General features: G+C 61.5%; 18 protein-coding genes. 6 read left to right on the top strand and 12 right to left on the bottom strand.

Annotation, left to right across the window (positions count from 1 at the left end; translation table 11 throughout):
* Positions 1 to 19: 19 nt before the first annotated feature.
* From J2X76_RS24090 to J2X76_RS24075, 4 genes are all read right to left on the bottom strand, one after another.
* On the bottom strand, positions 20 to 1852 hold the full coding sequence (locus J2X76_RS24090; RefSeq protein ID WP_310219920.1) for an ABC transporter ATP-binding protein: 1833 nt from the start codon (positions 1850 to 1852) through the stop codon (positions 20 to 22).
* A gap of 387 nt (positions 1853 to 2239) precedes the next feature.
* The gene (locus J2X76_RS24085; protein WP_310219919.1) at positions 2240 to 3073 is read right to left on the bottom strand and encodes an ABC transporter ATP-binding protein; all 834 of its coding nucleotides are present in this window, start codon (positions 3071 to 3073) and stop codon (positions 2240 to 2242) included.
* Positions 3066 to 4097, bottom strand: coding sequence for an iron ABC transporter permease (locus J2X76_RS24080; RefSeq protein ID WP_310219918.1), 1032 nt, complete (start codon positions 4095 to 4097; stop codon positions 3066 to 3068). The genes J2X76_RS24085 and J2X76_RS24080 overlap by 8 nt, the downstream gene beginning before the upstream one ends.
* Positions 4094 to 5101, bottom strand: coding sequence for an iron ABC transporter permease (locus tag J2X76_RS24075; protein WP_310220342.1), 1008 nt, complete (start codon positions 5099 to 5101; stop codon positions 4094 to 4096). Before J2X76_RS24075 ends, J2X76_RS24080 begins: the two co-directional genes overlap by 4 nt.
* A 94-nt stretch (positions 5102 to 5195) precedes the next feature.
* Here J2X76_RS24075 and J2X76_RS24070 point away from each other — a divergent pair, with 94 nt between their 5' ends.
* From J2X76_RS24070 to J2X76_RS24060, 3 genes are all read left to right on the top strand, one after another.
* Positions 5196 to 6110: an iron-siderophore ABC transporter substrate-binding protein gene (locus J2X76_RS24070; RefSeq protein WP_310219917.1), complete on the top strand. Its 915-nt coding sequence runs from the start codon at positions 5196 to 5198 to the stop codon at positions 6108 to 6110.
* A gap of 241 nt (positions 6111 to 6351) precedes the next feature.
* Positions 6352 to 7554 (top strand): mandelate racemase/muconate lactonizing enzyme family protein, encoded by a 1203-nt coding sequence (locus tag J2X76_RS24065; protein WP_310219916.1) that lies wholly within the window; start codon positions 6352 to 6354, stop codon positions 7552 to 7554.
* 12 nt (positions 7555 to 7566) lie between these two features.
* Positions 7567 to 8481, top strand: coding sequence for a DMT family transporter (locus J2X76_RS24060; protein WP_310219915.1), 915 nt, complete (start codon positions 7567 to 7569; stop codon positions 8479 to 8481).
* Positions 8482 to 8547: 66 nt separating this feature from the next.
* Here J2X76_RS24060 and J2X76_RS24055 read toward each other — a convergent pair whose 3' ends face one another.
* From J2X76_RS24055 to J2X76_RS24035, 5 genes are all read right to left on the bottom strand, one after another.
* Entirely contained in the window at positions 8548 to 9555 is a 1008-nt protein-coding gene (locus J2X76_RS24055; RefSeq protein ID WP_113128247.1) for a TRAP transporter substrate-binding protein, read from the bottom strand.
* Between the two features lie 36 nt (positions 9556 to 9591).
* The gene (locus tag J2X76_RS24050; RefSeq protein WP_310219914.1) at positions 9592 to 10869 is read right to left on the bottom strand and encodes a TRAP transporter large permease subunit; all 1278 of its coding nucleotides are present in this window, start codon (positions 10867 to 10869) and stop codon (positions 9592 to 9594) included.
* Entirely contained in the window at positions 10869 to 11402 is a 534-nt protein-coding gene (locus tag J2X76_RS24045) for a TRAP transporter small permease (protein ID WP_310219913.1), read from the bottom strand. The genes J2X76_RS24050 and J2X76_RS24045 overlap by 1 nt, the downstream gene beginning before the upstream one ends.
* A 248-nt stretch (positions 11403 to 11650) precedes the next feature.
* Complete coding sequence (locus J2X76_RS24040) at positions 11651 to 12361, bottom strand: FadR/GntR family transcriptional regulator (protein ID WP_310220341.1); 711 nt, start codon at positions 12359 to 12361, stop codon at positions 11651 to 11653.
* A gap of 34 nt (positions 12362 to 12395) precedes the next feature.
* Positions 12396 to 13841, bottom strand: coding sequence for an FAD-binding oxidoreductase (locus tag J2X76_RS24035; RefSeq protein ID WP_310220340.1), 1446 nt, complete (start codon positions 13839 to 13841; stop codon positions 12396 to 12398).
* 172 nt (positions 13842 to 14013) lie between these two features.
* On the opposite strand from J2X76_RS24035, the gene denD reads away from it, so the two are divergent.
* A complete protein-coding gene (gene denD, locus J2X76_RS24030; RefSeq protein ID WP_310219912.1) occupies positions 14014 to 14997 on the top strand; it encodes a D-erythronate dehydrogenase in 984 nt (327 codons plus the stop codon).
* 193 nt (positions 14998 to 15190) lie between these two features.
* Positions 15191 to 16771, top strand: a complete 1581-nt coding sequence (locus J2X76_RS24025; RefSeq protein ID WP_405030080.1) for a diguanylate cyclase domain-containing protein — start codon at positions 15191 to 15193, stop codon at positions 16769 to 16771.
* A 52-nt stretch (positions 16772 to 16823) separates the two neighbouring features.
* On the opposite strand, the gene J2X76_RS24020 is transcribed toward J2X76_RS24025, so the two are convergent.
* From J2X76_RS24020 to J2X76_RS24010, 3 genes are read right to left on the bottom strand one after another with little or no spacing between them, the layout of a single operon-like run.
* Positions 16824 to 17705: an SMP-30/gluconolactonase/LRE family protein gene (locus J2X76_RS24020; RefSeq protein ID WP_310219910.1), complete on the bottom strand. Its 882-nt coding sequence runs from the start codon at positions 17703 to 17705 to the stop codon at positions 16824 to 16826.
* On the bottom strand, positions 17702 to 18532 hold the full coding sequence (locus tag J2X76_RS24015; protein ID WP_310219909.1) for an NAD(P)-dependent oxidoreductase: 831 nt from the start codon (positions 18530 to 18532) through the stop codon (positions 17702 to 17704). Before J2X76_RS24015 ends, J2X76_RS24020 begins: the two co-directional genes overlap by 4 nt.
* Before the next feature lie 40 nt (positions 18533 to 18572).
* Positions 18573 to 19304, bottom strand: coding sequence for a FadR/GntR family transcriptional regulator (locus J2X76_RS24010; RefSeq protein WP_310219908.1), 732 nt, complete (start codon positions 19302 to 19304; stop codon positions 18573 to 18575).
* Between the two features lie 395 nt (positions 19305 to 19699).
* Between J2X76_RS24010 and J2X76_RS24005 the strand changes: the two genes are divergently transcribed.
* On the top strand, positions 19700 to 21649 hold the full coding sequence (locus J2X76_RS24005; RefSeq protein ID WP_310219906.1) for an ABC transporter substrate-binding protein: 1950 nt from the start codon (positions 19700 to 19702) through the stop codon (positions 21647 to 21649).
* Positions 21650 to 21840 lie beyond the last annotated feature (191 nt).

The following is a 21840-nucleotide window of genomic DNA, read 5'->3' as shown; positions in this document are numbered from 1 at the left end:
AAAACCGAATGTCAAATCGTCATGCACCGCGGGCCACGTAGTGACCTGGCGCGATTTCCTCCCGGGCGAGAAGCACCGGTTCGTTTCCGACCGCCCGCACCGGGCTCGGAATGTCCCCTTCGATCATCGCCAGCGGCTTGCGCCGGCGCGGATCGGCGACCGGCACGGCGGACAGAAGCCGGCGCGTGTAGTCGTGGGTCGGGGTTTCGAAGATTTGGCGGCGATTGCCGAATTCCATAATCTGGCCGAGATAGAGCACCGCCACCCGGTGGCTCATCTTCTCGACCACCGCCATGTCGTGGCTGATGAAGAGATAGGCGAGGCCGCGCTCTTCCTGCAGGTCCATGAACAGGTTGATGATCTGCGCCTGGATCGAGACGTCGAGCGCCGAAAGCGCCTCGTCGGCAATGATCAGTTTCGGCTTCGAGGCGAGCGCACGGGCGATGCAGACGCGCTGGCGCTGGCCGCCGGAAAATTCGTGCGGATAGCGGCGGGCATGCGCGGAGGTGAGGCCGACCCGTTCCAGAAGCGCATCGACGGTTTTCGCGATTTCCTTCTCGCTGTCGAGAAGGCCGTGGGTGCGGATCGGCTCGGCAATCGAGAAGCCGACCGTCTTGCGCGGATCGAGCGAAGCGAACGGATCCTGGAAGATATATTGCACGTCCCGGCGAAGGTTGTGGCGCTCGGCCATGCTCATCGCCGAAAGCGGCTTGCCCGCGAAGGTGATATTGCCGGCCGTCGCCTTCTGAAGCTGCTGGATGGTGCGGCCGATCGTCGATTTGCCCGAGCCGGATTCGCCCACCAGCGCCAGCGTCTCGCCCGGATGAATGTCGAAGGAGACCTTTTCAACCGCGTGGACGCGATGGGTAACCTTGCCGAGCAGGCCCTTCTTGATATCGAAACGCACCACCAGGTCGCGCACCGAAAGCAGGGGATCGGCGTCGTAACGGGCCGTATCCTGGATACGCTCGCTACCCGAAAGCTTCGGCTCGCCACCTTCGAGCACGGTCAGCGGCAGGCGCTTGGGGAATTCCTCGCCGGCCATGCTGCCCAGTTTCGGCACGGCGGCAAGCAGCGTGCGCGTATAGGCATTGACCGGCTTTTCGAAGATGTCGAGAGCCGCGCCCTTTTCGACCGCCTTGCCCTTCCACATCACCACCACCTCGTCGGCCATTTCGGCGACGACGCCCATGTCATGGGTGATGAAGATGACGGCCGCGCCGAGTTCCTTCTGCAGGTCGCGCAGGATGGTGAGGATCTGCGCCTGGATCGTCACGTCGAGCGCCGTCGTCGGCTCGTCGGCGATCAGAAGCTTCGGCTTGCAGGCAAGCGCCATGGCGATCATCACGCGCTGGCGCATGCCGCCGGAAAGCTGGTGCGGATAGCGGGTCAGCAGTTCCGCCGCGTCGGGCAGGCGGACCATGTCGAGAAGCCGTTTTGCTTCGGCCAGCGCCGCGCTGTTCGACTTGCCCTCGTGCAGCTTCAAAATTTCGGCCACCTGGTCGCCGATGGTGAAGACCGGGTTGAGCGAGGTCATCGGCTCCTGGAAGATCATCGAGATCTCCTTGCCGCGAATGCCGCGCATCCTCTTCTGGTCGAGTTTCAGGAGGTCGGTCTGGCCGCCCGAGGTCTGGAACAGGATGCGGCCGGTCGGGTAATTGGCGCCGAGCATGTCGGCGAGCCGCATGACCGACAGCGAGGTCACCGACTTGCCCGAACCGGATTCGCCGACAATCGCTACCGTCTGGCCGGCCGAAACGGAAAAGCTCAGGTTCTCGATGACACGGGAAGCGCCGAACTCGACCGACAGGTCGTCCACGGTCAGAAGCGGGGCGGATGCGGTTGGCGTCACTCGGGGAAGCTCCCTGGCCGGATGATGGCGGCGCAGACCGCCGGATTGATGGTAGCCGACATCGAACGGGAACCGGCATCAGGCCCCGGCAGCATTTGTGTGGAAGCGCAAGCAGCGGCAGCGGGGCCTGAAACATGCCCATGGCTTTCAGCATGGCGGCGGCTGAGAGCCAAGCCAATCGGCACCCGTTTATTCTCCCGTTCATGGCGGACCCGAATTTGTTTCGGTTTTTCCGTCACCTGTTTCGCTCCCGCCTTTATAAGAATATGTCATCACTTTGTCGACATTTTGTCAACGGTGAGCGCGACTCATATTTCTCTCGCGAAGCGACGGCAGTACGCTCCGGTCCGGGCGTCATGCTCCGAGCCGCGCATCCGGCGTTTTTGATTAGGAAGACTGCCTTTCCGAAAGGCGGAGCGGGATGCAGAGGGGGCGGCCGTGGACGGGATCGGTGATGATCCTCGCCTGCACGCCGAAGACGTCGGCGACCAGTTCCTCGGTAACGAGGTCGGCCGGTGCGCCGGTTGCAACGATCTTGCCACCACGCAGGAAGACCAAGGTGTCGCCATATCGCGCCGCGAGGTTGAGGTCATGCAGGACCAGCACGACCGTTCTGCCGAACTGCTCCTTGAGCCGGTGGACCAGTTCGAGGCATTCGAGCTGATGTGCGAGGTCGAGATGGTTGACCGGTTCGTCCAGGCAGATGATGTCCGTCTCCTGCGCCAGCACCATGGCGATCCAGGCGCGTTGCAACTGCCCGCCGGACAGGGAGCCGAGCCTGCGGTCGCGCAGGTCGCCGACGCCCGTACCGGCCATCGCCTGCTCGATGGCGTCGGTGTCGCCGGCGCTCCAGGGCTGCAGCAGCGTCTGATGCGGATAGCGGCCCAGGCGCACCAGTTCCTGTACCGTCATATCTTCCGGTGCCGAAGGGCTTTGGGCGAGCAGTCCGATCTTCCTGGCGAGCGCCTTTTCGCCAAGGCCGTGGATGTTCAGCTCGTCCAGAAAAATCTGTCCGCTGCTCGGTTTGTGGAGCCTGCGGATGGCTCGCAGCAGCGTGGACTTACCGCAGCCATTCGCTCCCGCCAGCACGGTGATCTTGCCCTTCGGGATGGCGAGCGACAGGGAATGCAGGACATTGACCTTGCCGTAGTCGAGGCTCAGTTCCTCGATCGATATCACCGCGTTCGGGGTGGCGGTCGCCTCGGTCGTCGCTTCAGTCATGGCGCTGATTTCTCATCAGGAGGTAGAGGAAATAGGGAGCGCCGATGATGGCTGGAACCGTACCGGCGGGCACTTCCGTCGGCGAAAAAAGCAGCCTGACGATCAGGTCCGCGCCAACCAGCATCGAGGCGCCAATGAAAAAACTGCCGACGAGGCCCAAATGGACCGTCCGCCCGATCAGGCGGCGCGCAAGGTGCGGCGCCATCAGGCCGATGAAGCCGATACCGCCGACAAATGCGGCGGATAATGCGGTAATCGCCGCGGCAAGGACGAATATGTGAACGCGGAAGGTCGGCAGGTTGAGGCCTATGCTCCGGGCCGACGTCTCGTCGAGATCCGCCGGCGGCAGCTTTCGGGCGACGATCAGAACGATCAGCATCAGAGGGAGCATGCCCATCGCGGTGATGCGGATCTCGTTCCAGTTGATCTCGTTGACGGCGCCCGCGATCCAGCGCGCTGCCTGGCCCGCCTGATAGACCGGCCCGACCAGCATCGCGATCACCGTCAGGGATTTGAGGACGGCAGCAACCGCCGTGCCGAACAGAAGCAGCCGGATCGCCGATGCCGCCTGGCTGCCGGCGAACGCGAAGACGATGAAGATGGCCAGGATCGATCCGGCGGCGGCCGCGACGGGCTGGTAGGCGATCGACGTGACGAGAGCGTTGGACTCGTTCGACAGCGCGGCAAGGAAGCACACCACCGCCAGAGCCGCACCGTCGACGACGCCAAGAATGCCCGGCGAAGCGAGGTCATTGCGGGTGACCCGCTGGAGAAGGTATCCGGCGACGGCGAAACCTCCGCCCGCCAGCGCGGCGATCACCACCCGGGGCAGGCGAAACTGCAGGATGATCACGGTCTTGCCACGGATTTCAGCCCCCAGAAGCACGTCCCAGACCTGGCTCAACGGGATCCAGGTGGACCCGAATGCGACGCCGGTCGAGGCAAGCAGCACGAAGAGAAGAACGATCGCGACGAGAACGAAGGGAGCTCTGGAAGAGGCAAGCGCGCGGGCAGGCATGGTCATGCCACCCTCCGCTTCAGAAGGATCAGCAGGACGATGCCGCCGACGGTGGAGGTGATTGCGCCGACCGGAGCTTCGGCAGGATAGATGATAAACCGTGCAAGCACGTCGGCCGTCGTTGCATAGATTGCTCCGATCAATGCCGAGGTGATGATCAGGCGGCGATGGCCAAGGCCGACGAACCGTCTTGCGACATGGGGAACCACGAAACCCACGAAGCCGACCGGGCCGGCCATGCAAACGCTCGCGCCCGTCAACAGGGACACAGTCAGGAACCCGGACCACCGCACGACGGCGAGCGGAACACCGAGATTTGCCGCCGTCGTATCGTCTGCCTGCAACGCATCGAGCGGCTGCGCCAGCATCCAGGCGACTATCAGTCCGACGAGGACCACGGGCGCGCCGCCGATCGCAAACGAGATCGGGCGATCCGCAAACGAGCCCGTCAGCCAGAACAACAGCTCCTTGAGCTGGGCTTCGTTGGTGGTGAGGATGATCTGGACGATCGAATATCCCAGCCCTCCGACGGTGACGCCGACCAGCACGATCCGGATCGGCGAGAAGCCTCCAGAGCTTGCAGCGACTCCGAACACAAGCAGGCTGGTGGCGAGCGCGCCGGATATCGCCGCCACCGACATGCCGGCAATCGAGCCCACCCCGAACCACACGCTCGACGCCACCACCGCCAGAGCCGCGCCCGCATTGATGCCGAGCGTGTCCGGCGAGGCGATCCGGTTGCGCGCAAGCGTCTGCGTCAGGACGCCAGCGACGCCGAGCGCGGCTCCAACGAGGGGCGCTAGGAGCGCACGGGGAATGCGCAGAGTGGTAATGACAACGGCGCTTTCCGATCCATCGAAGGCAAAGATCGCCTTCCATATCGCCGACGGCCAATATTGCCGATATCCCAGTGCGATGCTTGCCAGAATGACCATCGTCAATGTGACCCACAGTGCGATCGTCAGCGATATCGCCGGGCGGGAAGACGTGGGGATGGCAATCGGGCGCACGAGTTTCAACTTGACTTTAAGTGGATAATGTCCGTCATCTTAGCGGCCCGACCGATTGGTTGGAAATCATTCATTTGTCAAGTTCGAGGCGTGTGTGCGTATCAAATCTGTCCTGTTCGCGGCGTTTCTGTCCGTGTTTTTCCTCACCGCTGCGAATGCACGCGATGTCATTCATGCGATGGGCACGACGAACGTACCGGATGCGCCCAAGAGGGTCGTCATTCTGACCAACGAGGGTACCGAAGCTCTGCTGGCCATCGGCATCAAGCCGGTTGGCGCTGTTCGTTCCTGGCTTGGAAATCCCTGGTACGACCATATCGCCAGGCAGATGGACGGCGTGACCGTCGTCGGCGACGAATCGGCGGTCAACCTCGAGCTCATCGCCTCGCTCGAGCCTGATCTCATCCTCGGTACCAAGTTCAGGCAGGAAAAGATCTATTCACAGCTCTCGGCTATCGCCCCCACGGTGCTGACCGAACGGATCAGAAGCGACTGGAAAGGCAATATGAAGCTTTACGCGACCGCTGTCGGCAAGCTGCCCGAGGCGGAAGCCGCCTTCAAGGCCTATGACGACCGTGTCGCGGCGATCAGCAAGGCGCTGGGGGAGAAGAAGGCGGAAAAGATCTCGCTGGTGCGCTTCATGCCCGGCCGTACCCGCATACTGCTGAAGGATACCTTTGCCGGCAATGTGTTGAGCCAGGTCGGCTTCGCGCGGCCCGCAAATCAGGACCGCATGGAGTTTGCCGACGAGGTGACCAAGGAACGTATTTCGGAATTCGAAGGCGACCGGCTTTTCTACCTCGTCTACGATACCGGGGACGGAAAGACGGCTGCCGCTGCTGCCGACTGGACATCCGATGCGCTGTGGAAGAACCTTGCGGTCGTCAAGGCAAACAAGGTCGGCGTCGTCAGCGACGCGGTCTGGAACACGGCCGGTGGCATTATCGCCGCAAACCTGATGCTGGACGATATCGAGAAGATCTACGGGCTGTCCGCTTCGCGCCGGTAGATACCGGTGTGCGGTTGTGCCGCCCGGAACCTGTTTCTCGGTGCCCATGAATTCGTGAAACCGAGGCCGGTGGCTTGAAACGAAGCGAGCGGCCGCGGTTTCCGTCGTCTTGGCGAATGGACGATGGCGCTGCGGCTTCTCCCAAGCGCCCCGGTCTCGACGCCTGTCCTGTGGCGAGAAATACAACGTCTGGTCTTACCAAAGATCATGACCTGTGATTGAATTCGTCAAGGGAGGAAACATGAAAATCAACAAGCTTGAAACCGTGCGCGTCGCAGAGCGCACGAACCTGTTGTGGGTTCTCGTCCATACCGATGAGGGAATTACCGGCCTCGGCGAAACCTTTTTCGGCGCCGAAACCGTGGAGAGCTACATCCACGAATATATTGCTCCCCGGGTCATCGGCCGCGATCCCCTCCAGATCGATCTTCTTGCCCAGGAGCTGGTCGGCTATGTCGGCTTTCGCTCTTCAGGGGCGGAAATGCGGGGCAATTCGGCATTCGACATCGCGCTGTGGGATATTTTCGGAAAGGTCACCGACCAGCCGATCGCCCAGTTGCTGGGTGGTTTCAGCCGCCGGGAAATCCGCACCTACAATACCTGCGCCGGTACGGAATACATCAAGAAGGCGACGGGCCAGACGACCGCCAACTACGGCTTGAGCGGCGGTATCGCCTATGACGACCTGAACGGTTTCCTGCACCGCGCCGACGAACTGGCCGAATCGCTGCTCGAAGAAGGCATTACGGCGATGAAGATCTGGCCCTTCGACGCCATGGCCGAGAAGACCAAAGGTCAGTATATTTCGATGCCGGAACTGAAGCTTGCGCTCCAGCCTTTCGAGAAGATCCGCAAGGCGGTCGGCGACCGGATGGACATCATGGTGGAGTTCCACTCGATGTGGCAGCTCCTGCCGGCCATGCAGATCGCCAAGGCGCTGACGCCCTACCAGACGTTCTGGCATGAAGATCCGATCAAGATGGACAGCCTGTCGAGCCTGAAACGGTATGCCGAGGTGTCGCCCGCGCCGATCTCAGCCTCCGAGACGCTTGCGACCCGGTGGGGTTTTCGCGACTACCTGGAAACCGGGGTCGCCGGCATCGTCATGCTCGACATTTCGTGGTGCGGCGGCCTTTCGGAGGCCCGCAAGATCGCGTCCATGGCGGAGACCTGGCACCTGCCCGTCGCGCCGCATGACTGCACCGGCCCGGTCGTTCTTTGCGCCTCGACCCATTTGTCTCTCAATGCGCCCAATGCGCTGGTGCAGGAGAGCGTGCGTGCGTTCTACAAGACGTGGTATCGGGATCTGGTGACCGCTTTGCCGGAAGTGAATAATGGCATGATCACCGTGCCGCCCGGTCCGGGCCTCGGAATGGAGCTCAATCTGGAACTCGATCGCGTCTTCACCGTCAGCCGGCGGACGTCCGACGCCTCTATCCTTTAAGGTACAATCGAAATGAATATTTCCTCGGCGACCGTGCTCAGGACCGCGAGCATGACCGGCCCGATGCTGATGCTTCTCGGAATGCTGATGTTTGCCCTGAACGACGCAATGGGCAAATGGCTCGTCGCGAGCTACGGGCTGGGCCAGGTTGTTCTGGTCCGCAGCCTTGCTGCGCTGCTCATCCTCGTGCCGATGGTCTGGAAGGCCGGTTTCGGCAATCTGCTCGTCGTCGAACGGCCCGGCATGCAATTTTTCCGTGTGGCGTTTTCGACCGCCGAAGTGTTCTGCTTCTATTATGCGGTCATGTACCTGCCGCTCGCCGACGTGATGACCTATTGGCTGGCGGCGCCGATCTATGTTGCGGCGTGCTCGCCCTTCCTGCTCGGTGAAAAGGTGGGATGGCGGCGCTGGACGGCAATTGCGGTGGGTTTCGTCGGCGTCATCATCACGCTCGAGCCGTCGAGCGCCATGTTCAGCCTGCCCGCCGTGATTTCGATCATCGGCAGCGCCGCGTTCGCCTTCATGCTGATTTCCGGGCGTTTCCTGCGCGGCACGCCGGACAGCACGCTGGTTTTCTTTCAGGTCATGGGTGCAGGCATTGCGGGCCTCGCCTTCGCGCCCGTCGACTGGTCGCCGATCGCGTCAAGCCGCGACCTTCTTCTCCTGGGGCTGCTCGGCATCGTCGCCATGGCGGCACATATGCTGGTTAATCGCGCCCTCAAGATCTCCGACGCGGCGACCGTGGCGCCGCTTCAATATACGCTGCTGCTCTGGGCCGTGATCTTCGGCTGGATGTTTTTCGGCGACACGCCGCGGCTCGGCATGATGGTCGGGGCAGCTCTGATCGTCGCTTCCGGCCTCTTCATCTTCATCCGCGAACAGGCGCTCAAGAAAAGCCAGAGCGTCCTGCCCGCCATACCTGAATAAGAAAAAGCCCGCGATTGTCTCGCGGGCTTTCCAATCGCGGACGACGCGGTCGCGCGAAGCTTCGACCTACTTCTTGCGGATCTCGGTCAGCTTGGCGATCATCCCGTCGACCACGTCGGCACCGATCGCCGCCTTGTGCTTTTCATAGACGACCTTCGACTTCTCGCGGATACGGGTCTGCTCTTCCGCCGAGAGTTCGTTGACCTGCAGGCCGGCCGCCTTGATCTTGTCGAGCGACTTCTGGTTCAGTTCGCGCAGGACCTTGCGTTCCACGTCGCGGCCGATTGCGGCGCATTCCTTGAGGGCCGCCTGTTCGTCCTTCGTATAGCTGTCGAAGATCGCCTTCGAGAACAGGAAGAGGAACGGCGTATAGGCGTGGTTCGTCGCCGTCACATATTTCTGCACTTCGTAGAATTTCGAGGTGTCGATCGTCACATAGGGGTTTTCCTGGGCGTCGATCGCCTTGGTTTCCAGAGCGGAGAAGACCTCGCCGAAAGCCATCGGGGTGGCGTTGGCGCCGAGGTTCTGGAACGTGTCCAGGAAGATGTTGTTCTGCATGACGCGAACCTTCATCCCCGAAAAGTCTTCCCACTTGGTGACGGGACGGACGGAGTTGGACAGGTTGCGGAAGCCGTTTTCCCAGTAGGCGAGATTGACGAGGCCAGCCGCTTCGAGCTTCTTGTTCATCATCTGGCCGTAGTCGCCGTCGAGCACGGCGTCGGCTTCCTGCGGGGTGGCGAACAGGAAAGGCAGGTCGAACACGCCGAGCGCCGGCACGATGCCGACGAGCGGGGAGGACGACGAGATCACCGCTTCCTGAACGCCGGAGCGCAGGGCCTGGGTGGCCTGCAGGTCGCCGCCCAGCGCACCGCCCCAGAAGGCGGTGATCTTCATCTTGCCGCCGGATTTCTGCTGAAGGCACTCGTCGACCGCCTTCAGGCCGTTGCCGACCGGGTGATCCTGATTGATGCCGTTGGAAACACGGATGTTTCTCGAATTGTACTCGGCAAAGGCCGGCGCCGCTGCCGAGCAGGCGAATGCAATTGCAGTCGTCGTAAGAAGCAGTTTTCTCATTTTATCCTCCCATGGATGTTGAAGTGAGACTGGGCCCTAATGCAGCCACCGTGCGGGCACGATGACGAGGTCCGGAAACAGGACCAGAAGGAAAAGCACGATCGTCTGCGCGACCAGGAACGGCCACACGCCGGCAGTCACCTTTCCGAGCGGAATGCGGGCAACGCCGCTGACCACGTTCAGCACTACGCCGACCGGCGGGGTGATCAGGCCGATGGAGTTGTTCATGATGAACAGCACGCCGAAATAGACGGGATCGATGCCGGCCTGCTTGATGATCGGCATCAGCACCGGCGTCAGGATCAGGATGGTCGGCGTCAGGTCGAGGGCGGTGCCGACGACCAGGACGAGGATCATCACGACGAACATCAGCAGCATCGGGCGGTCGATCAGCGGCTCGATATAACCGGCGATTTCCGCCGGGATATTTGCCGCGGTGATCAGCCAGGACGAGACGAGGGCCGCGGCCACCAGGAACATGATCACGGACGTGGTCTTGGCCGCCTGCAGGATGACGCGCGGCAGGTCCGCCGGCTTGAGCTCCCGGTAGATGACCATGCCGACGAAGAGCGCATAGGCGGCGGCGACCACCGCGGCTTCGGTCGGCGTCATGATGCCGGCCTTGATGCCGCCGAGGATGATGACGGGCATCCCGAGCGCCCATGCGGCACGGCCGGTGGCATTCAGGCGGTCGCGCATCGGCGCTTTTGGCAGCGGCTGGATATTGTCCTTGCGCACCACGATCAGCCACGCGACGATCAGCGAGATGCCCATCAGCAGACCCGGAAAGATGCCGGCCATGAAGAGCTGGGTGATGGAGACGTTCGCCGCGACGCCGAAGACGATGAAGGCCATCGACGGCGGGATGACCGGCGCGATGATACCGCCGGCGGCGATGAGTCCGCCGGAGCGGGGGACGTTGTAGCCGGCCTTCGCCATCATCGGGATGAGGATCGCCGCAAGTGCCGCCGTGTCGGCGGCCGCCGAGCCGGAGATGCTCGACATGATGATGGCGGCCATGATCGCAACGATCCCGAGACCGCCGCGAATATGACCGACGCAGGCAATCGCAAAGTCGATGATGCGGCGCGACAACCCACCCGAATTCATCAGTTCGCCGGCCAGAATAAAGAAGGGGATGGCCAGCAGGGTAAACGTGTCGGCGCCCGCGATCATGTTCTGGGCGATGATCTGGGTATTGAACATTCCCATGTACCACATGAGAACGACGCCGCAGAACATCAGCGAAAAGGCGACCGGTACACCGATGGCCATGGCTCCGAGCAGAGATCCAATGAAGACGACAAGGGTCATCAGGCACGCTCCGCCATCTGCTCGATCGTCAGGTTTTCGCCCGCAAAGGCAGCGATTTCCTCGTCGGTGGTCCGGCCGGTTACCGAGCGGATCAGGCGTGCAAACGCCATGATGGACATTCCCCCGCCGGTGAACAGGCCGATACCGTAGACCCAGATCATCGAGAGCCCTGTCACGGGGGCGCTCATGCTGGCGTTAATGTCGAACTGTTTCCAGGTGCCCCAGAAAAAGATCACCGAGCAGATCAGGATGATGAGGTTGGACAGGATCATCAGGACGATGCGTCCCTTCCGGCCAAAGAACGCGACGACGGTTTCGACGCCGAGATGCCCGTGCTCACGAAAGGCGACGACGGCGCCGATGAAGGTGAGCCAGACGAAGAAGTAGCGCGACAACTCCTCGGAAACCGTCAGGCCCGAGTTGAACGCATAACGAAGAACGACATTGGCAAAGACCATGATCGCCATGGCTGCAAGCAGCACGATCAACAGAATTTCCAATACTTTGAAAAAGAGATCGGTTGTTTTTTGCATGCTCCCCCCCGGAATTCCTAGCAAAGCCCGTGCTTGGGGCTCGATATCTCCAAACGGCTGATTACCTGGCTCATCAGCTCCTCCTCCCTTCCCCGGTGAAGGCGCCTCTCCGCGCCGTTCAATTGTCAGGATGTCTGACAACCTTCCACCTGCGGTATTTCTAGAGAGAGTTTTACGTGCTGTCCAGCGGCCCTTTACAGCTTTGGAAAATCCCGGATCGATCCAACGATCCGCTGCGGCCGAGGCGGCTAGAAAACCCGCAACTCAAGACCGAGCCGGCTTGCCGCGCCGTCGAGGTGTTGGCGCATTGCTTCCCGGGCGCGTATCGCATCGCGGCTCGCCAGAGCGTCTCGAATCGCGACGTGTTCGGCAATCGTCACCTCGACGATTTCCGTCAACACCGCCGTTTCCCGGGCCGTATTGATGGCCAAGTGAATTCGTTCTGCGATAAAACCGAGGAATAGCAGGAAATATTCGTTATGCGTCGAAGCCGCGATCTGGCGATGGAAGGCGAGGTCGGCGAGGATGCCTTTTTCGGTCCATTTTTCCTCGCCCGTCATCTGTTCCAGCGCTTCGTCGAGCTTCGAAAGGTCTTCGGCCGTATGATTGACGGCTGCGAGCCCCGCAGCCTCGATCTCCAGCGGCAGCCTGAGCTGAAACAGGCTTTGAAAGCTGCGGCGGTCTGCGAGATTGCCCTGTTCGATGCGGATCGAATGACGGCGCTCGATATCGGTCGCGAACGCCCCGACACCCTGCCGGGTCTCGACCAGGCCCTCATTGCGAAGCTGCGCGATCGCTTCGCGCACGACCGACCGGCTGACACCGAAGGTCTTTGCCAGGATATGTTCCGTCGGCAGCTTTTCCCCGGCTGCGATCCGACCGTCGCTGATCTCGCGTCCGATCTGCGATGCGATCCGGGCGGGCAGATGATCGTTTCGTCTGATCTGGCTGAAATCCATTACCACGGCGCCCGCTCTCCCTTGTGACGCTCTTCTACGACTTGCGGGTAAAATTCAACTGGCAGCCCGGATTCATCACCATGTCCGGATCGATGGCGTTCTTGATGGCGGTCAGCAGCCGGCGCTTGGTGTCCGGAAGACGCGCGTCGAAATCCGGCCGCTTGAGCCGGCCGATACCATGCTCGGCGCTGAGGCTCCCGTCGAAGCGATCCAGTACCTGGTTCAGGATCGTCTTGGACCGATAGATCCTATCGAGCCTTTGCTCATGGGGCAGTTCCGTGGACGGCAGGACATTGAGATGGACGTTTCCATCGCCGACATGGCCGTACGACACGCAGACGCAGTCCGGCAGTGCCTCGTGAATCGCGTTTTCGGCCTCGGCGACAAAAGAGGGCACCTTGGAGAGCGGAACCGACACGTCGCTGCGCATATGGACACCGCGTTTTGCCTGGCCCTCGTTCATTCCCTCGCGGATCAGCCACAGGTTTCTGGCCTGCGCCTGCGACGAGGCAATCGTGCCGTCGAGCACGAGACCTTCTTCCATGACGCCTTCGAGGAACCGCTGCATCAGGTCGTCGATATCGACGAGGCCCGAGCCCGATACTTCCATGAGGACATAGCAGGGGTAGTCGGCCGCAATCGGGATCGGCAGGTCCGGCATGGCTTCGCGGGCGAGCGTGAAGGCGAGGGGTGGCATGAATTCGAAGGCGGACATCAGGTCGCTGCAGTCGCGTCGAGCACGGCGATAAAGCGTGATCGCATCCTCCAGAGAGGCGAGGCCGACAAGGGCGGTCGCCACCTGATCGGGGTTGGGCGTCAGCTTGATCGATACGGCAGTAACGATCCCGAGCGTGCCCTCGGCGCCGATGAAGAGCTGTTTCAGATCGATGCCGCGATTGTCTTTCCTCAGCGTCGAAAGCCCGTCGAAGATCGTACCGTCCGGCAGGACGACTTCCAGGCCCAGCACGAGTTCACGCGTCATGCCGTATCGCAGCACGTTGATACCGCCGGCATTGGTCGAGACATTGCCGCCGATCCGGCAGCTTCCCTGCGCACCAAGCGCCAGGGGGAAGAACATTCCCTGCGCCGCGATCGCTTCCTTCATCTCCCAGAGAATGCAGCCCGCCTCGACCACGGCGGAAAAGTCATCGACATCGATCTTGCGGATACGGTTCAAGCGTTCCAGGCTGAGAACGACCTGGGCTTCCGGCACGTCGGGAATGCCGCCGAGCACAAGGCCGGTATTGCCTCCCTGGGGGACGATGGCAATGCCGAGTTCACGGCAGGCTTTCACGCAAGCGGCCACGTCTTCGGTCGTACGCGGCCGGAGGACGGCGATCGCAGCGCTTGTCACGTCCCCGTGCCAGTCGCGGCAATACCTTTCCATCGCACCTGCGTCCGTCAGGGCTAGGTCCTCGCCCAGCTTAGAGCGCAGGAGGAGGCGATGCTCTGCGACCGTGTCAGCTTGCAGGCCCGTCATCTGCATGGTTCCCCCCGGAATCGTCGCTTGCACGGATAATTCGATTTGCCTTTGGATCCGGCGCAAAACTATCCTGTTTTCAATGAAAGCATATAAGGTTATCAGACAACCGTACAACACAAATATTGGTGTTCCCCAGCATCCATGCGCTTCGGGGGAGATGGGAGGAAGCATGCATATTCTGATCATAGGCGCGGCCGGGATGGTGGGCCGCAAACTGACGACGCGTCTCATTGCGGAAGGCGCGGTTCTCGGCAAGCCGATCGACAAGCTGACCCTCGTCGATGTCGTAAAACCCGATCACCCGGAAGGATTTTCCGGATCCGTGATATCGAGCGACGCCGACCTCTCCATGCCGGGCGAGGCGGAAAAGCTCATCCTGTCCCGCCCCGACGTGATCTTTCACCTTGCCGCGATCGTTTCGGCCGAGGCGGAACTCGATTTCGAAAAGGGCTACCGCGTCAATCTGGACGGGACCCGCTATCTCTTCGATGCGATCCGCCTCGCAAACGGTGAGGACGGTTACAAGCCGCGCGTCATTTTCACGTCGTCCATCGCTGTCGCAGGTGCGCCGCTGCCGTTCCCGATCCCGGATGATTTCCATCTGACGCCGCTGACCAGCTATGGTACCCAAAAGGCGATTTCGGAATTGCTTCTCTCCGACTACACCCGCCGGGGCTTTTTCGAGGGCATCGGCATCCGGCTGCCCACCGTGTGCATCCGGCCCGGCAAGCCCAACAAGGCGGCATCCGGGTTCTTCTCGAATATTCTGCGCGAGCCACTGATCGGCCAGGAGGCCATTCTCCCCGTGCCCGACGACGTCCGCCACTGGCATACGTCGCCTCGCTCGGCGGTCGGATATCTTGTCCATGCGGCGAACATGGACATCGGCCAGGTCGGCCCGCATCGCAATCTTTCGATGCCGGGCGTCAGCGCAACCGTCGGCGAGCAGATCGATGCGCTCCGGCGCGTCGCGGGTGAAAGAGCCGTAAACCTCATTCGTCGTGTACCGGACGAAATGATCATGAGAATGGTGGCAGGCTGGGCCCCCGGTTTCGAAGCAAAGCGCGCCACGGCTCTCGGCTTCACCGCGGAAAAGAATTTCGACGAGATCATCCGGGTTCATATCGAGGATGAGCTTGGCGGCCGCGTGTAACGGTACACACCGCGCCTTGATGACAGGGCGCCGCTCCGGATGTGAGCGGAAGCCCGTAAATCGCCGTCGCAAATGAGAGTGGTGATGCGTCATTCATATGCGCGTTTGAACTTTAGCGATTTATTTTATTCTTCCCGCGTAACCTTCGACCAGAAAATTGTTCCCGTTTTAGTCGGCAGTGCTTGAGGAAGCCATGCTTGGTGCGGAAGTGATGGTCTTGCTGGAATCCTGTCCAATTGCCGCGCTCATCGTGAACGCGGCCGGTTTCGTCCTTTTTGCGAATGCCGAGGCTCGTTCCCTTTTGGGAGCGGAGGAGACTTTGCCTGGCGCAGCCGTTGCCGATCTCCTGCCGACATGGCCGCCGGACGATCACGACAGTTCGCCGGTGCACTTGCGGAGCGGCGGCGGGGAGATACGAAGCTGCCATATCAGGGTTTCGCCCTGTTCCGGATCGGGAGAGCCGATTACCGTGGTCTGGATCGAGACCGGCGGACTGCAGGACGCTGCCGGACTTGCTGCAAGAGAGGCCAATCTTCGGCTCCGATACGTGATCGAGATGCTGCCGCAGGCCGTTTGCGTCTTCGATTCCAAGGATCGTTACGTGCTTTGGAACCAGAAATATGCCGATCTCTATGCCGATATCGCAGAATATCTAAGGCCGGGAATTCCGTTCGAGGAGATTCTGAAGATCAGCCTTGCGGGCGGCAGCATTCAGGAGGTCGTGCAGGATCCGAATGTCTGGCTTGCCGAACGCATGGCCAGGTTTCGCCAGCCCGTCTCCCAGGAAGAGCGGCAGATGAAAGACGGGCGATGGTTGCGCTATGACGACCGCCGCACGCCCGACGGCGGCGCCATCGGCATGCGCATCGACATCAGCAGCCTCAAGCAAAGGGAAGAATGGCGTCGGCAATTGTTCGACGCGAACCCGATGCCGATGCTGCTCTGTGATGGCGACAGTCTTGCGATCCTTGAAGCCAATCACGCGGCGCTTCAATTCTATGGTTACGAGAGATCGGTCCTTCTAGCCAAAGCCGTCTTCGACATGCACATCGAAGGTCAGGGTGCGGAGTTCGCCGGCAGGCTTCGCCATCTCGAAGGCGATTGCGAAGCCCGCACCGTCTGGCGTCAGCGCACGGCGAACGGGCAGGAGCACCACGTCCTCATCTATGTCCGCCTGCTCTACGACGGCAGCCACCGACGGCTTCTGCTGACCATCGCAGATGTCAGCGACCGGGTGCTGGCGGAGGCCGAAGCCAACCGGTTGGCCCATCACGATGTGCTGACCGGCCTGCCGAACCGGATGCAATTCTACAAAGCGCTCGACGAAGCGCTCAAACCGGAAACGGAAAGCATTGTCGTCGTCTATTGCCTCGATCTCGACGGGTTCAAACCGGTCAATGACACGTTCGGCCACGCGGCCGGCGACGAGGTGTTGAAGATGACCGGCGAGCGGCTGCGTTCGGCGGCGGGCGGACATCTGGTCGCACGACTCGGCGGCGACGAATTCGCGATCCTGGCGAAAACCGGTGGATCCGTAGATACTGACCTTGCGGACCGATGCATAGCGGCTTTCAACGAGCCTTTCCGGATCAAGGGCCTATCCATCAGTATTGGCATCAGCATCGGCATCGCCGCTTCAAGCGTCGTCGGCAGCGATCGTGAGACACTTGTCCAGTCCGCCGACCGCGCACTCTATCGGGCGAAATCTGACGGTCGGAACACCTGGCGGATGACGGAAGCCGAGCACGTGCAGCCCCTCGTCAAGGCTATCTGACGTTCCGAACGTCATGAGTGTTATCCCCTCCAGCTTGGCCAACGTGGTCGCTTCAGATCTTGAAGCGGTGGACGGGGGTGCCGCGGATGCCGGCTTCGAAGGCGAAAAGCGTCCCGTGCTCGAACGTGCCGTTGTTGTCGGTAAAGAGCGTGGTGACGTAGATCGTCGCAAGATCCGGGCCCCCGAAACAGGGCATGGTCGGCGATTTGGCAGGCATTTTGTAGATTTCGACGACCTCGCCTTCCGGCGACAACCGGTTGACGCCACCCGACAGGACACCTGCGATCCAATAGAATCCGTCTGCATCCATGGCAGCGCCATCCGGGCGGCCTTCCGCCGGCGTGAAATCATGCAGCCGGCGCGGGGGGCCGGTGACGCCTTTCTGCGGATCGAAATCGAAGACCTGGGCGAACAGGCCGCTGCTGTCCGAGTGGTACATGGTTCGGCCATCCGGGCTCCAGGCGAGGCCATTGGAGGTCAGGAGCCCGCCATCGACGACGGTGGTGAACGAACCGTCGGGCATGACCCGGTAGAGGCGGGCATTGCCGGTCTGCGGGACCGCCTCGTCGCGCGTGCCGATCCAGAAGCAGCCGTCGGGGCCGACCTTGCCGTCGTTGAGCCGGCTGTCGGGGCGCCCGCCATCGGGATCGCAGAGCAGCTTCATCGTTCCGGTCTTAGGGTTCAGGAGGTGAACGCCGTTTTCCAGCGCGACGGCGATATCTCCGCTTTCGCAGAGTGCGAGACAGCCGATCTTGAACGGCATCTCGAAGCGTTCGACCCGTCCGTCGGCACGCAGGCAGATCGCCGCCGGTGCCAGGATGTCGACCAGCCACAGGTCTCCGGTTCGGTCGTCCCAGGTGGGCGATTCTCCAACCTTCAACGGAAAGTCGATGACGCGCCGCACCTTGGGCGTGATGATCTCCGGTTGGCTCATGATACGGCCCTCACGGGTGCGACCAGGCCGTTCTTGTCGCGCGTCCTGATTTGCCCGTCATGTTCGGTTTCGCAGAAAATTCCGCCCTGGAAGAAGGCCGCGACTGCGCTTTCGCCCGTATCTTCGATACGCAGATGATCGCGACTATTATCCTGCGGACGGTAACCCAGCCGTTCGGCCGTTTCGTCGCGCCACCACCCGGCATCGCTTCTCGAAACGCCGTATACGACCGCGGCGGCTATTTCCGGGTGGGTGAGGCCGATCCAGACGAGCTGGAAGAGGTCGCGAGGGCTGATCCAGATCGCCGCCGAGCGTTCGCTGTTGGGATAGGCGGCGGCATTGCCGATCCGGATCGACAGCGTGCGGATGCCGGCCTTGTCGTAATAAAGGCCGGCCACCATTTCGCCCCAGCATTTGGACAGGCCATAGCGCGTATCGGGGCGGGGGACGTCGAGCGGCGTGACCGTCTCGGACCGCGGGTAAAAGCCGGTGGCATGATTGCTGGAGGCGAAAACGACCCGGTCCACCCCGGTGGCCCGCGCCGCTTCGTAGAGATTGTGCGTGCCGAGGATATTGGTCTGCAGCATGTCGCGGATATCCGCCTCGCGCGGGAGGCCGCCGAGATGGATGACGCCGTCCATTCCTTCGAGGGCGGCGCGCATGGCATCCGGATCCGCGAGGTCACCCTCGAAAAAACTTTCGTTCGACGCCAGCGCATTCGCCGGCCTTAGATCGATCAGCCTCACGTGCTGCGCAACAGGGCGCAGAAAACTCCTGATTTGAGTGGCGATGTGGCCCGCGCCGCCAGTTATTGCGATCCGTTTCAAAAATACTCCTCCTTGCAGCGCCTCCCCGCGCGGCAATCATTCAGTTGAGAGACTGAGCCTCCACGCCCTGGAACATGCGCGCGCGGGCATTCAGGATATGTGTCTTCATGGCGCTGTGCGCATCCATTTCCCGGCGCGCCAGGATGGCTTCCACGATCGCCGCATGTTCGTCCTGCACGTGACGGACATGCAACGGTGTCCGCTTCAGGCTGAGACTGCGGGTCACCGACATGCCGATCGAAAAGTGCGGCTTGAACCATTCCCGCACGATCGTATGAAACTGGTTGCCGGTCGCCATGGCGATGGCGTCATGCAGCCGTTGATCCTCCTCGGCACCGAGTTCCCCGACCTCGAGACAGTGCTCCAGCGCCGCAAGCGCCGCCATGATGCGGACCTTGTCGTTGACTTGCCAGTTGCGCGCCGCGAGCGCTGCCGCTTCGGCTTCGAGCCCGGCCCTGAATTCGAAAAACCGCTGCACGTCGGCCAGGGATCCGACCGGAACCTGTTTCAGGACCGAAGAATCCGGCCTTTGGCGCACATAGGAGCCGGACCCTTTGCGCGACACGATCAGCTGGTCGGCACGAAGACGCTCCAGCGCCTCGCGCACGACCGGCCGCGATGCGCCGAACATGACGGAAAGATTGGGTTCCGAGGGAAGCCTTTCATTGACGGGAAAGCGGCCGTCGGCGATCATCTCCACGATCCTTTCGTAGATGATGTCGCTGAAGCGAGGCTCAGCCTTGGCTGCCGCTATCATGCCGGATTGGTCCATCAACGTGCCTTTTACGTCTCCATTCGAGGAACTCTACCTGCGCTTCGTCTTCCGGAGGATACGAGCCGCAGCCCATCCCCGCCGTTCTTGCGCACATTCCGAATGAAAACGTTCCCTGGCCCGCGTTTCAGCAGGGCGGGGGCCGGTATCGCAGGCGTCGCCTTTGATCTTTCGCACGACTCGCCATTGAAAGTCATGCGTCTCCTCCCGTTCGGCATGGCTCCTGAGAACTAGAACTAGTGAACCTGTAAAAACCTGTCAATACTTGTAATCATCTGGGAACCGGCATATGGTCCGTTCTGCCGATGGGATGGAGGTCCATGGCGGTCTGTTCGGATGGGAACCCGTTCAGGTCGTCAACTACGGTCGGCACGTGCTGCATTGGGAGGAGATCTATGCGCGACGATGAAATCATGTCTTCCGGCGTGACCCGCCGGACATTTCTGGCGGGTGTCGGCGGGGCTGTGGCCCTGTCCGTGGCGGGCGGCAGTGCTCGCGCCGCCGGAGCCAAGGAAGCACCGCAACTGGCGGCCCTGGTGAAGGACGGAAAGCTTCCGCCGCTTGCAGACCGGCTGCCGCAAAATCCCATGGTCGTGAAGCCCTGGGAAAAGATCGGCACGTATGGCGGCACGCTGCGGCGCGGCCTGCGCGGCTCGTCGGACCACAACGGCATCCTGCGCATGGTCGGCAACCAGGGGCTTGTCCGCTGGAACATGGATTTCACTGCAGTTCTGCCGAACCTCGCCGAAAAGTGGGAGGTCAACGCCGACGCCTCACAATTCACCTTCCATCTGCTGAAGGGCGCGAAATGGTCCGACGGCCATCCGTTCACCGCTGATGACGTGGTTTTCGCGATCGAGGACGTGGTCAAGAACAAGGAACTTTACAGCGCCACGCCGGCGCAGATCCAGGTAGGCGGCAAGGCCGTCGTGGTCGAGAAGATCGACGATTACACCGTCAAGTTCACCTTCGCGGCGCCGAACGCGCTTTATCTGGAAAACCTGGCGACGCCGCTCGGCCAGCATCCGACGCTGTTTGCCAAGCACTACTGCAGCAAGTTCCTGCCGAAGTACAACGACAAGCTTGCCGACGATGTGAAGGCGGCCGGCGCGGCCAACTGGCCCGATCTCTTCCGCGCCAAATGCGGCGACATCGAAATCCCGCAGCGCTGGGGCAATGCCGAGAAGCCGGTTCTCGATCCGTGGGTGATCAAGGAACCCTATTCCGGCGGCGCGACCCGCGTGCTGATGGTGCGCAACCCCTATTTCTGGCAGGTCGATACGGAAGGCAACCAGCTCCCCTATATCGACGAGTTGAACTTCGGCATCTCGCAGGACGTTGAATCGCTGATGCTCAACGTCATCTCGGGCAAGCTCGACATTCAGGAGCGTCATATCAACACGCTCTCGAACAAGCCGACACTGTCGCAGAACATGAAGAAGGGCGATTATCGTCTGCTGTCGCTCGTGCCGTCCGCGGCGCAGCAATGCTCCCTCTACCTGAACATGACCCACAAGGACCCTGTCCTGCGCAAGATCTTCGCGGACAAGTCGGTCCGCCAGGCCCTGTCGATGGGTATCAATCGCCAGGAAATCATCGACATCGTCTACTTCGGCCAGAGCGAGGGGTACCAGACCGGCCCGCGTCCGGGGCACCCCTGGTACCACGAAAAGCTGGCGCGGCAGTTCGTCGAATATTCGACGGACAAGGCCAATGCCCTGCTCGACAAGGCCGGCCTCGACAAGAAGAATGCCAACGGCATTCGCCTGAGGTCGGACGGTCAGCCGCTTTTCTTCGCAGTCGACGTCATACCGACGCTTTATCCCGATCTGGTCGACGTACTGGAACTGGTAAAGGCGCACTGGGCGAAGATCGGCGTGGACATGAAGGTCAACACGATCGAACGCGCGCTCTATTATACACGCGGCGATGACAACGCACATGATGCGCAGGTCTGGCCGGGCCCGGGTGGTCTCGATCCGATGCTCGATCCGCGCGACTTCTTCGCTTTCCACCCGCAGGGGTCGCGCTACGCCATCCCGTGGACGCTGTGGTATACGTCCAACGGCGCCAAGGGCGAAGAGCCGCCGGAAAGCCAGAAGAAGCGCTTCAAGCTGTTCGACGAGGCACGTGCGACGGCCGATCTCGACAAGCGCGGTGCGATCATGAAACAGCTCTTCGATATCGCTGCGGAAGAATTCGAGGTCATGGGCATATGTCTGGCGGTTGGTGGCTTCGGCGTGATCCGCAACAACCTGCGGAACGTGCCGGAAAAGCAGCCTGACAGCTGGTCGTGGCCGAACCCCGGTCCGGCCCTGCCGCAGCAATTCACGTTTACGAGCTGATTTGCCTTGAACGTGCCGCCGTCCTGATCGGCGGCGGCACCCCTCCAGTCCCATTGCATGAATGCTGAAGCGACCGCCATCGGCGTCGCATCGGTGTGCCGTGCAATCCGAATTGCGAGCTTTCCATGCTAAAATTCGTCGTTAAACGCCTGCTGTGGATGATCCCGTCTCTGTTTGCGGTGAGCTTCCTT

It is taken from the genome of Neorhizobium sp. 2083, from assembly GCF_031455615.1.
Taxonomy (GTDB): Bacteria; Pseudomonadota; Alphaproteobacteria; order Rhizobiales; family Rhizobiaceae; genus Neorhizobium.
The sequence above is the reverse complement of the archived record's forward strand: the minus strand, read 5'-3'. Positions and strand labels throughout refer to the sequence as shown.

What these genes read in the sequence shown, in the direction of transcription:
- J2X76_RS24085 (WP_310219919.1), bottom strand. Translation starts at nt 3,073, where the DNA reads ATGACTGAAGCGACGACCGAGGCGACCGCCACCCCGAACGCGGTGATA.
- J2X76_RS24080 (WP_310219918.1), bottom strand. Translation starts at nt 4,097, where the DNA reads ATGACCATGCCTGCCCGCGCGCTTGCCTCTTCCAGAGCTCCCTTCGTT.
- J2X76_RS24065 (WP_310219916.1), top strand. Translation starts at nt 6,352, where the DNA reads ATGAAAATCAACAAGCTTGAAACCGTGCGCGTCGCAGAGCGCACGAAC.
- J2X76_RS24060 (WP_310219915.1), top strand. Translation starts at nt 7,567, where the DNA reads ATGAATATTTCCTCGGCGACCGTGCTCAGGACCGCGAGCATGACCGGC.
- J2X76_RS24055 (WP_113128247.1), bottom strand. Translation starts at nt 9,555, where the DNA reads ATGAGAAAACTGCTTCTTACGACGACTGCAATTGCATTCGCCTGCTCG.
- J2X76_RS24050 (WP_310219914.1), bottom strand. Translation starts at nt 10,869, where the DNA reads ATGACCCTTGTCGTCTTCATTGGATCTCTGCTCGGAGCCATGGCCATC.
- J2X76_RS24045 (WP_310219913.1), bottom strand. Translation starts at nt 11,402, where the DNA reads ATGCAAAAAACAACCGATCTCTTTTTCAAAGTATTGGAAATTCTGTTG.
- J2X76_RS24040 (WP_310220341.1), bottom strand. Translation starts at nt 12,361, where the DNA reads ATGGATTTCAGCCAGATCAGACGAAACGATCATCTGCCCGCCCGGATC.
- J2X76_RS24035 (WP_310220340.1), bottom strand. Translation starts at nt 13,841, where the DNA reads ATGACGGGCCTGCAAGCTGACACGGTCGCAGAGCATCGCCTCCTCCTG.
- denD (WP_310219912.1), top strand. Translation starts at nt 14,014, where the DNA reads ATGCATATTCTGATCATAGGCGCGGCCGGGATGGTGGGCCGCAAACTG.
- J2X76_RS24025 (WP_405030080.1), top strand. Translation starts at nt 15,191, where the DNA reads ATGCTTGGTGCGGAAGTGATGGTCTTGCTGGAATCCTGTCCAATTGCC.
- J2X76_RS24020 (WP_310219910.1), bottom strand. Translation starts at nt 17,705, where the DNA reads ATGAGCCAACCGGAGATCATCACGCCCAAGGTGCGGCGCGTCATCGAC.
- J2X76_RS24010 (WP_310219908.1), bottom strand. Translation starts at nt 19,304, where the DNA reads ATGGACCAATCCGGCATGATAGCGGCAGCCAAGGCTGAGCCTCGCTTC.
- J2X76_RS24005 (WP_310219906.1), top strand. Translation starts at nt 19,700, where the DNA reads ATGCGCGACGATGAAATCATGTCTTCCGGCGTGACCCGCCGGACATTT.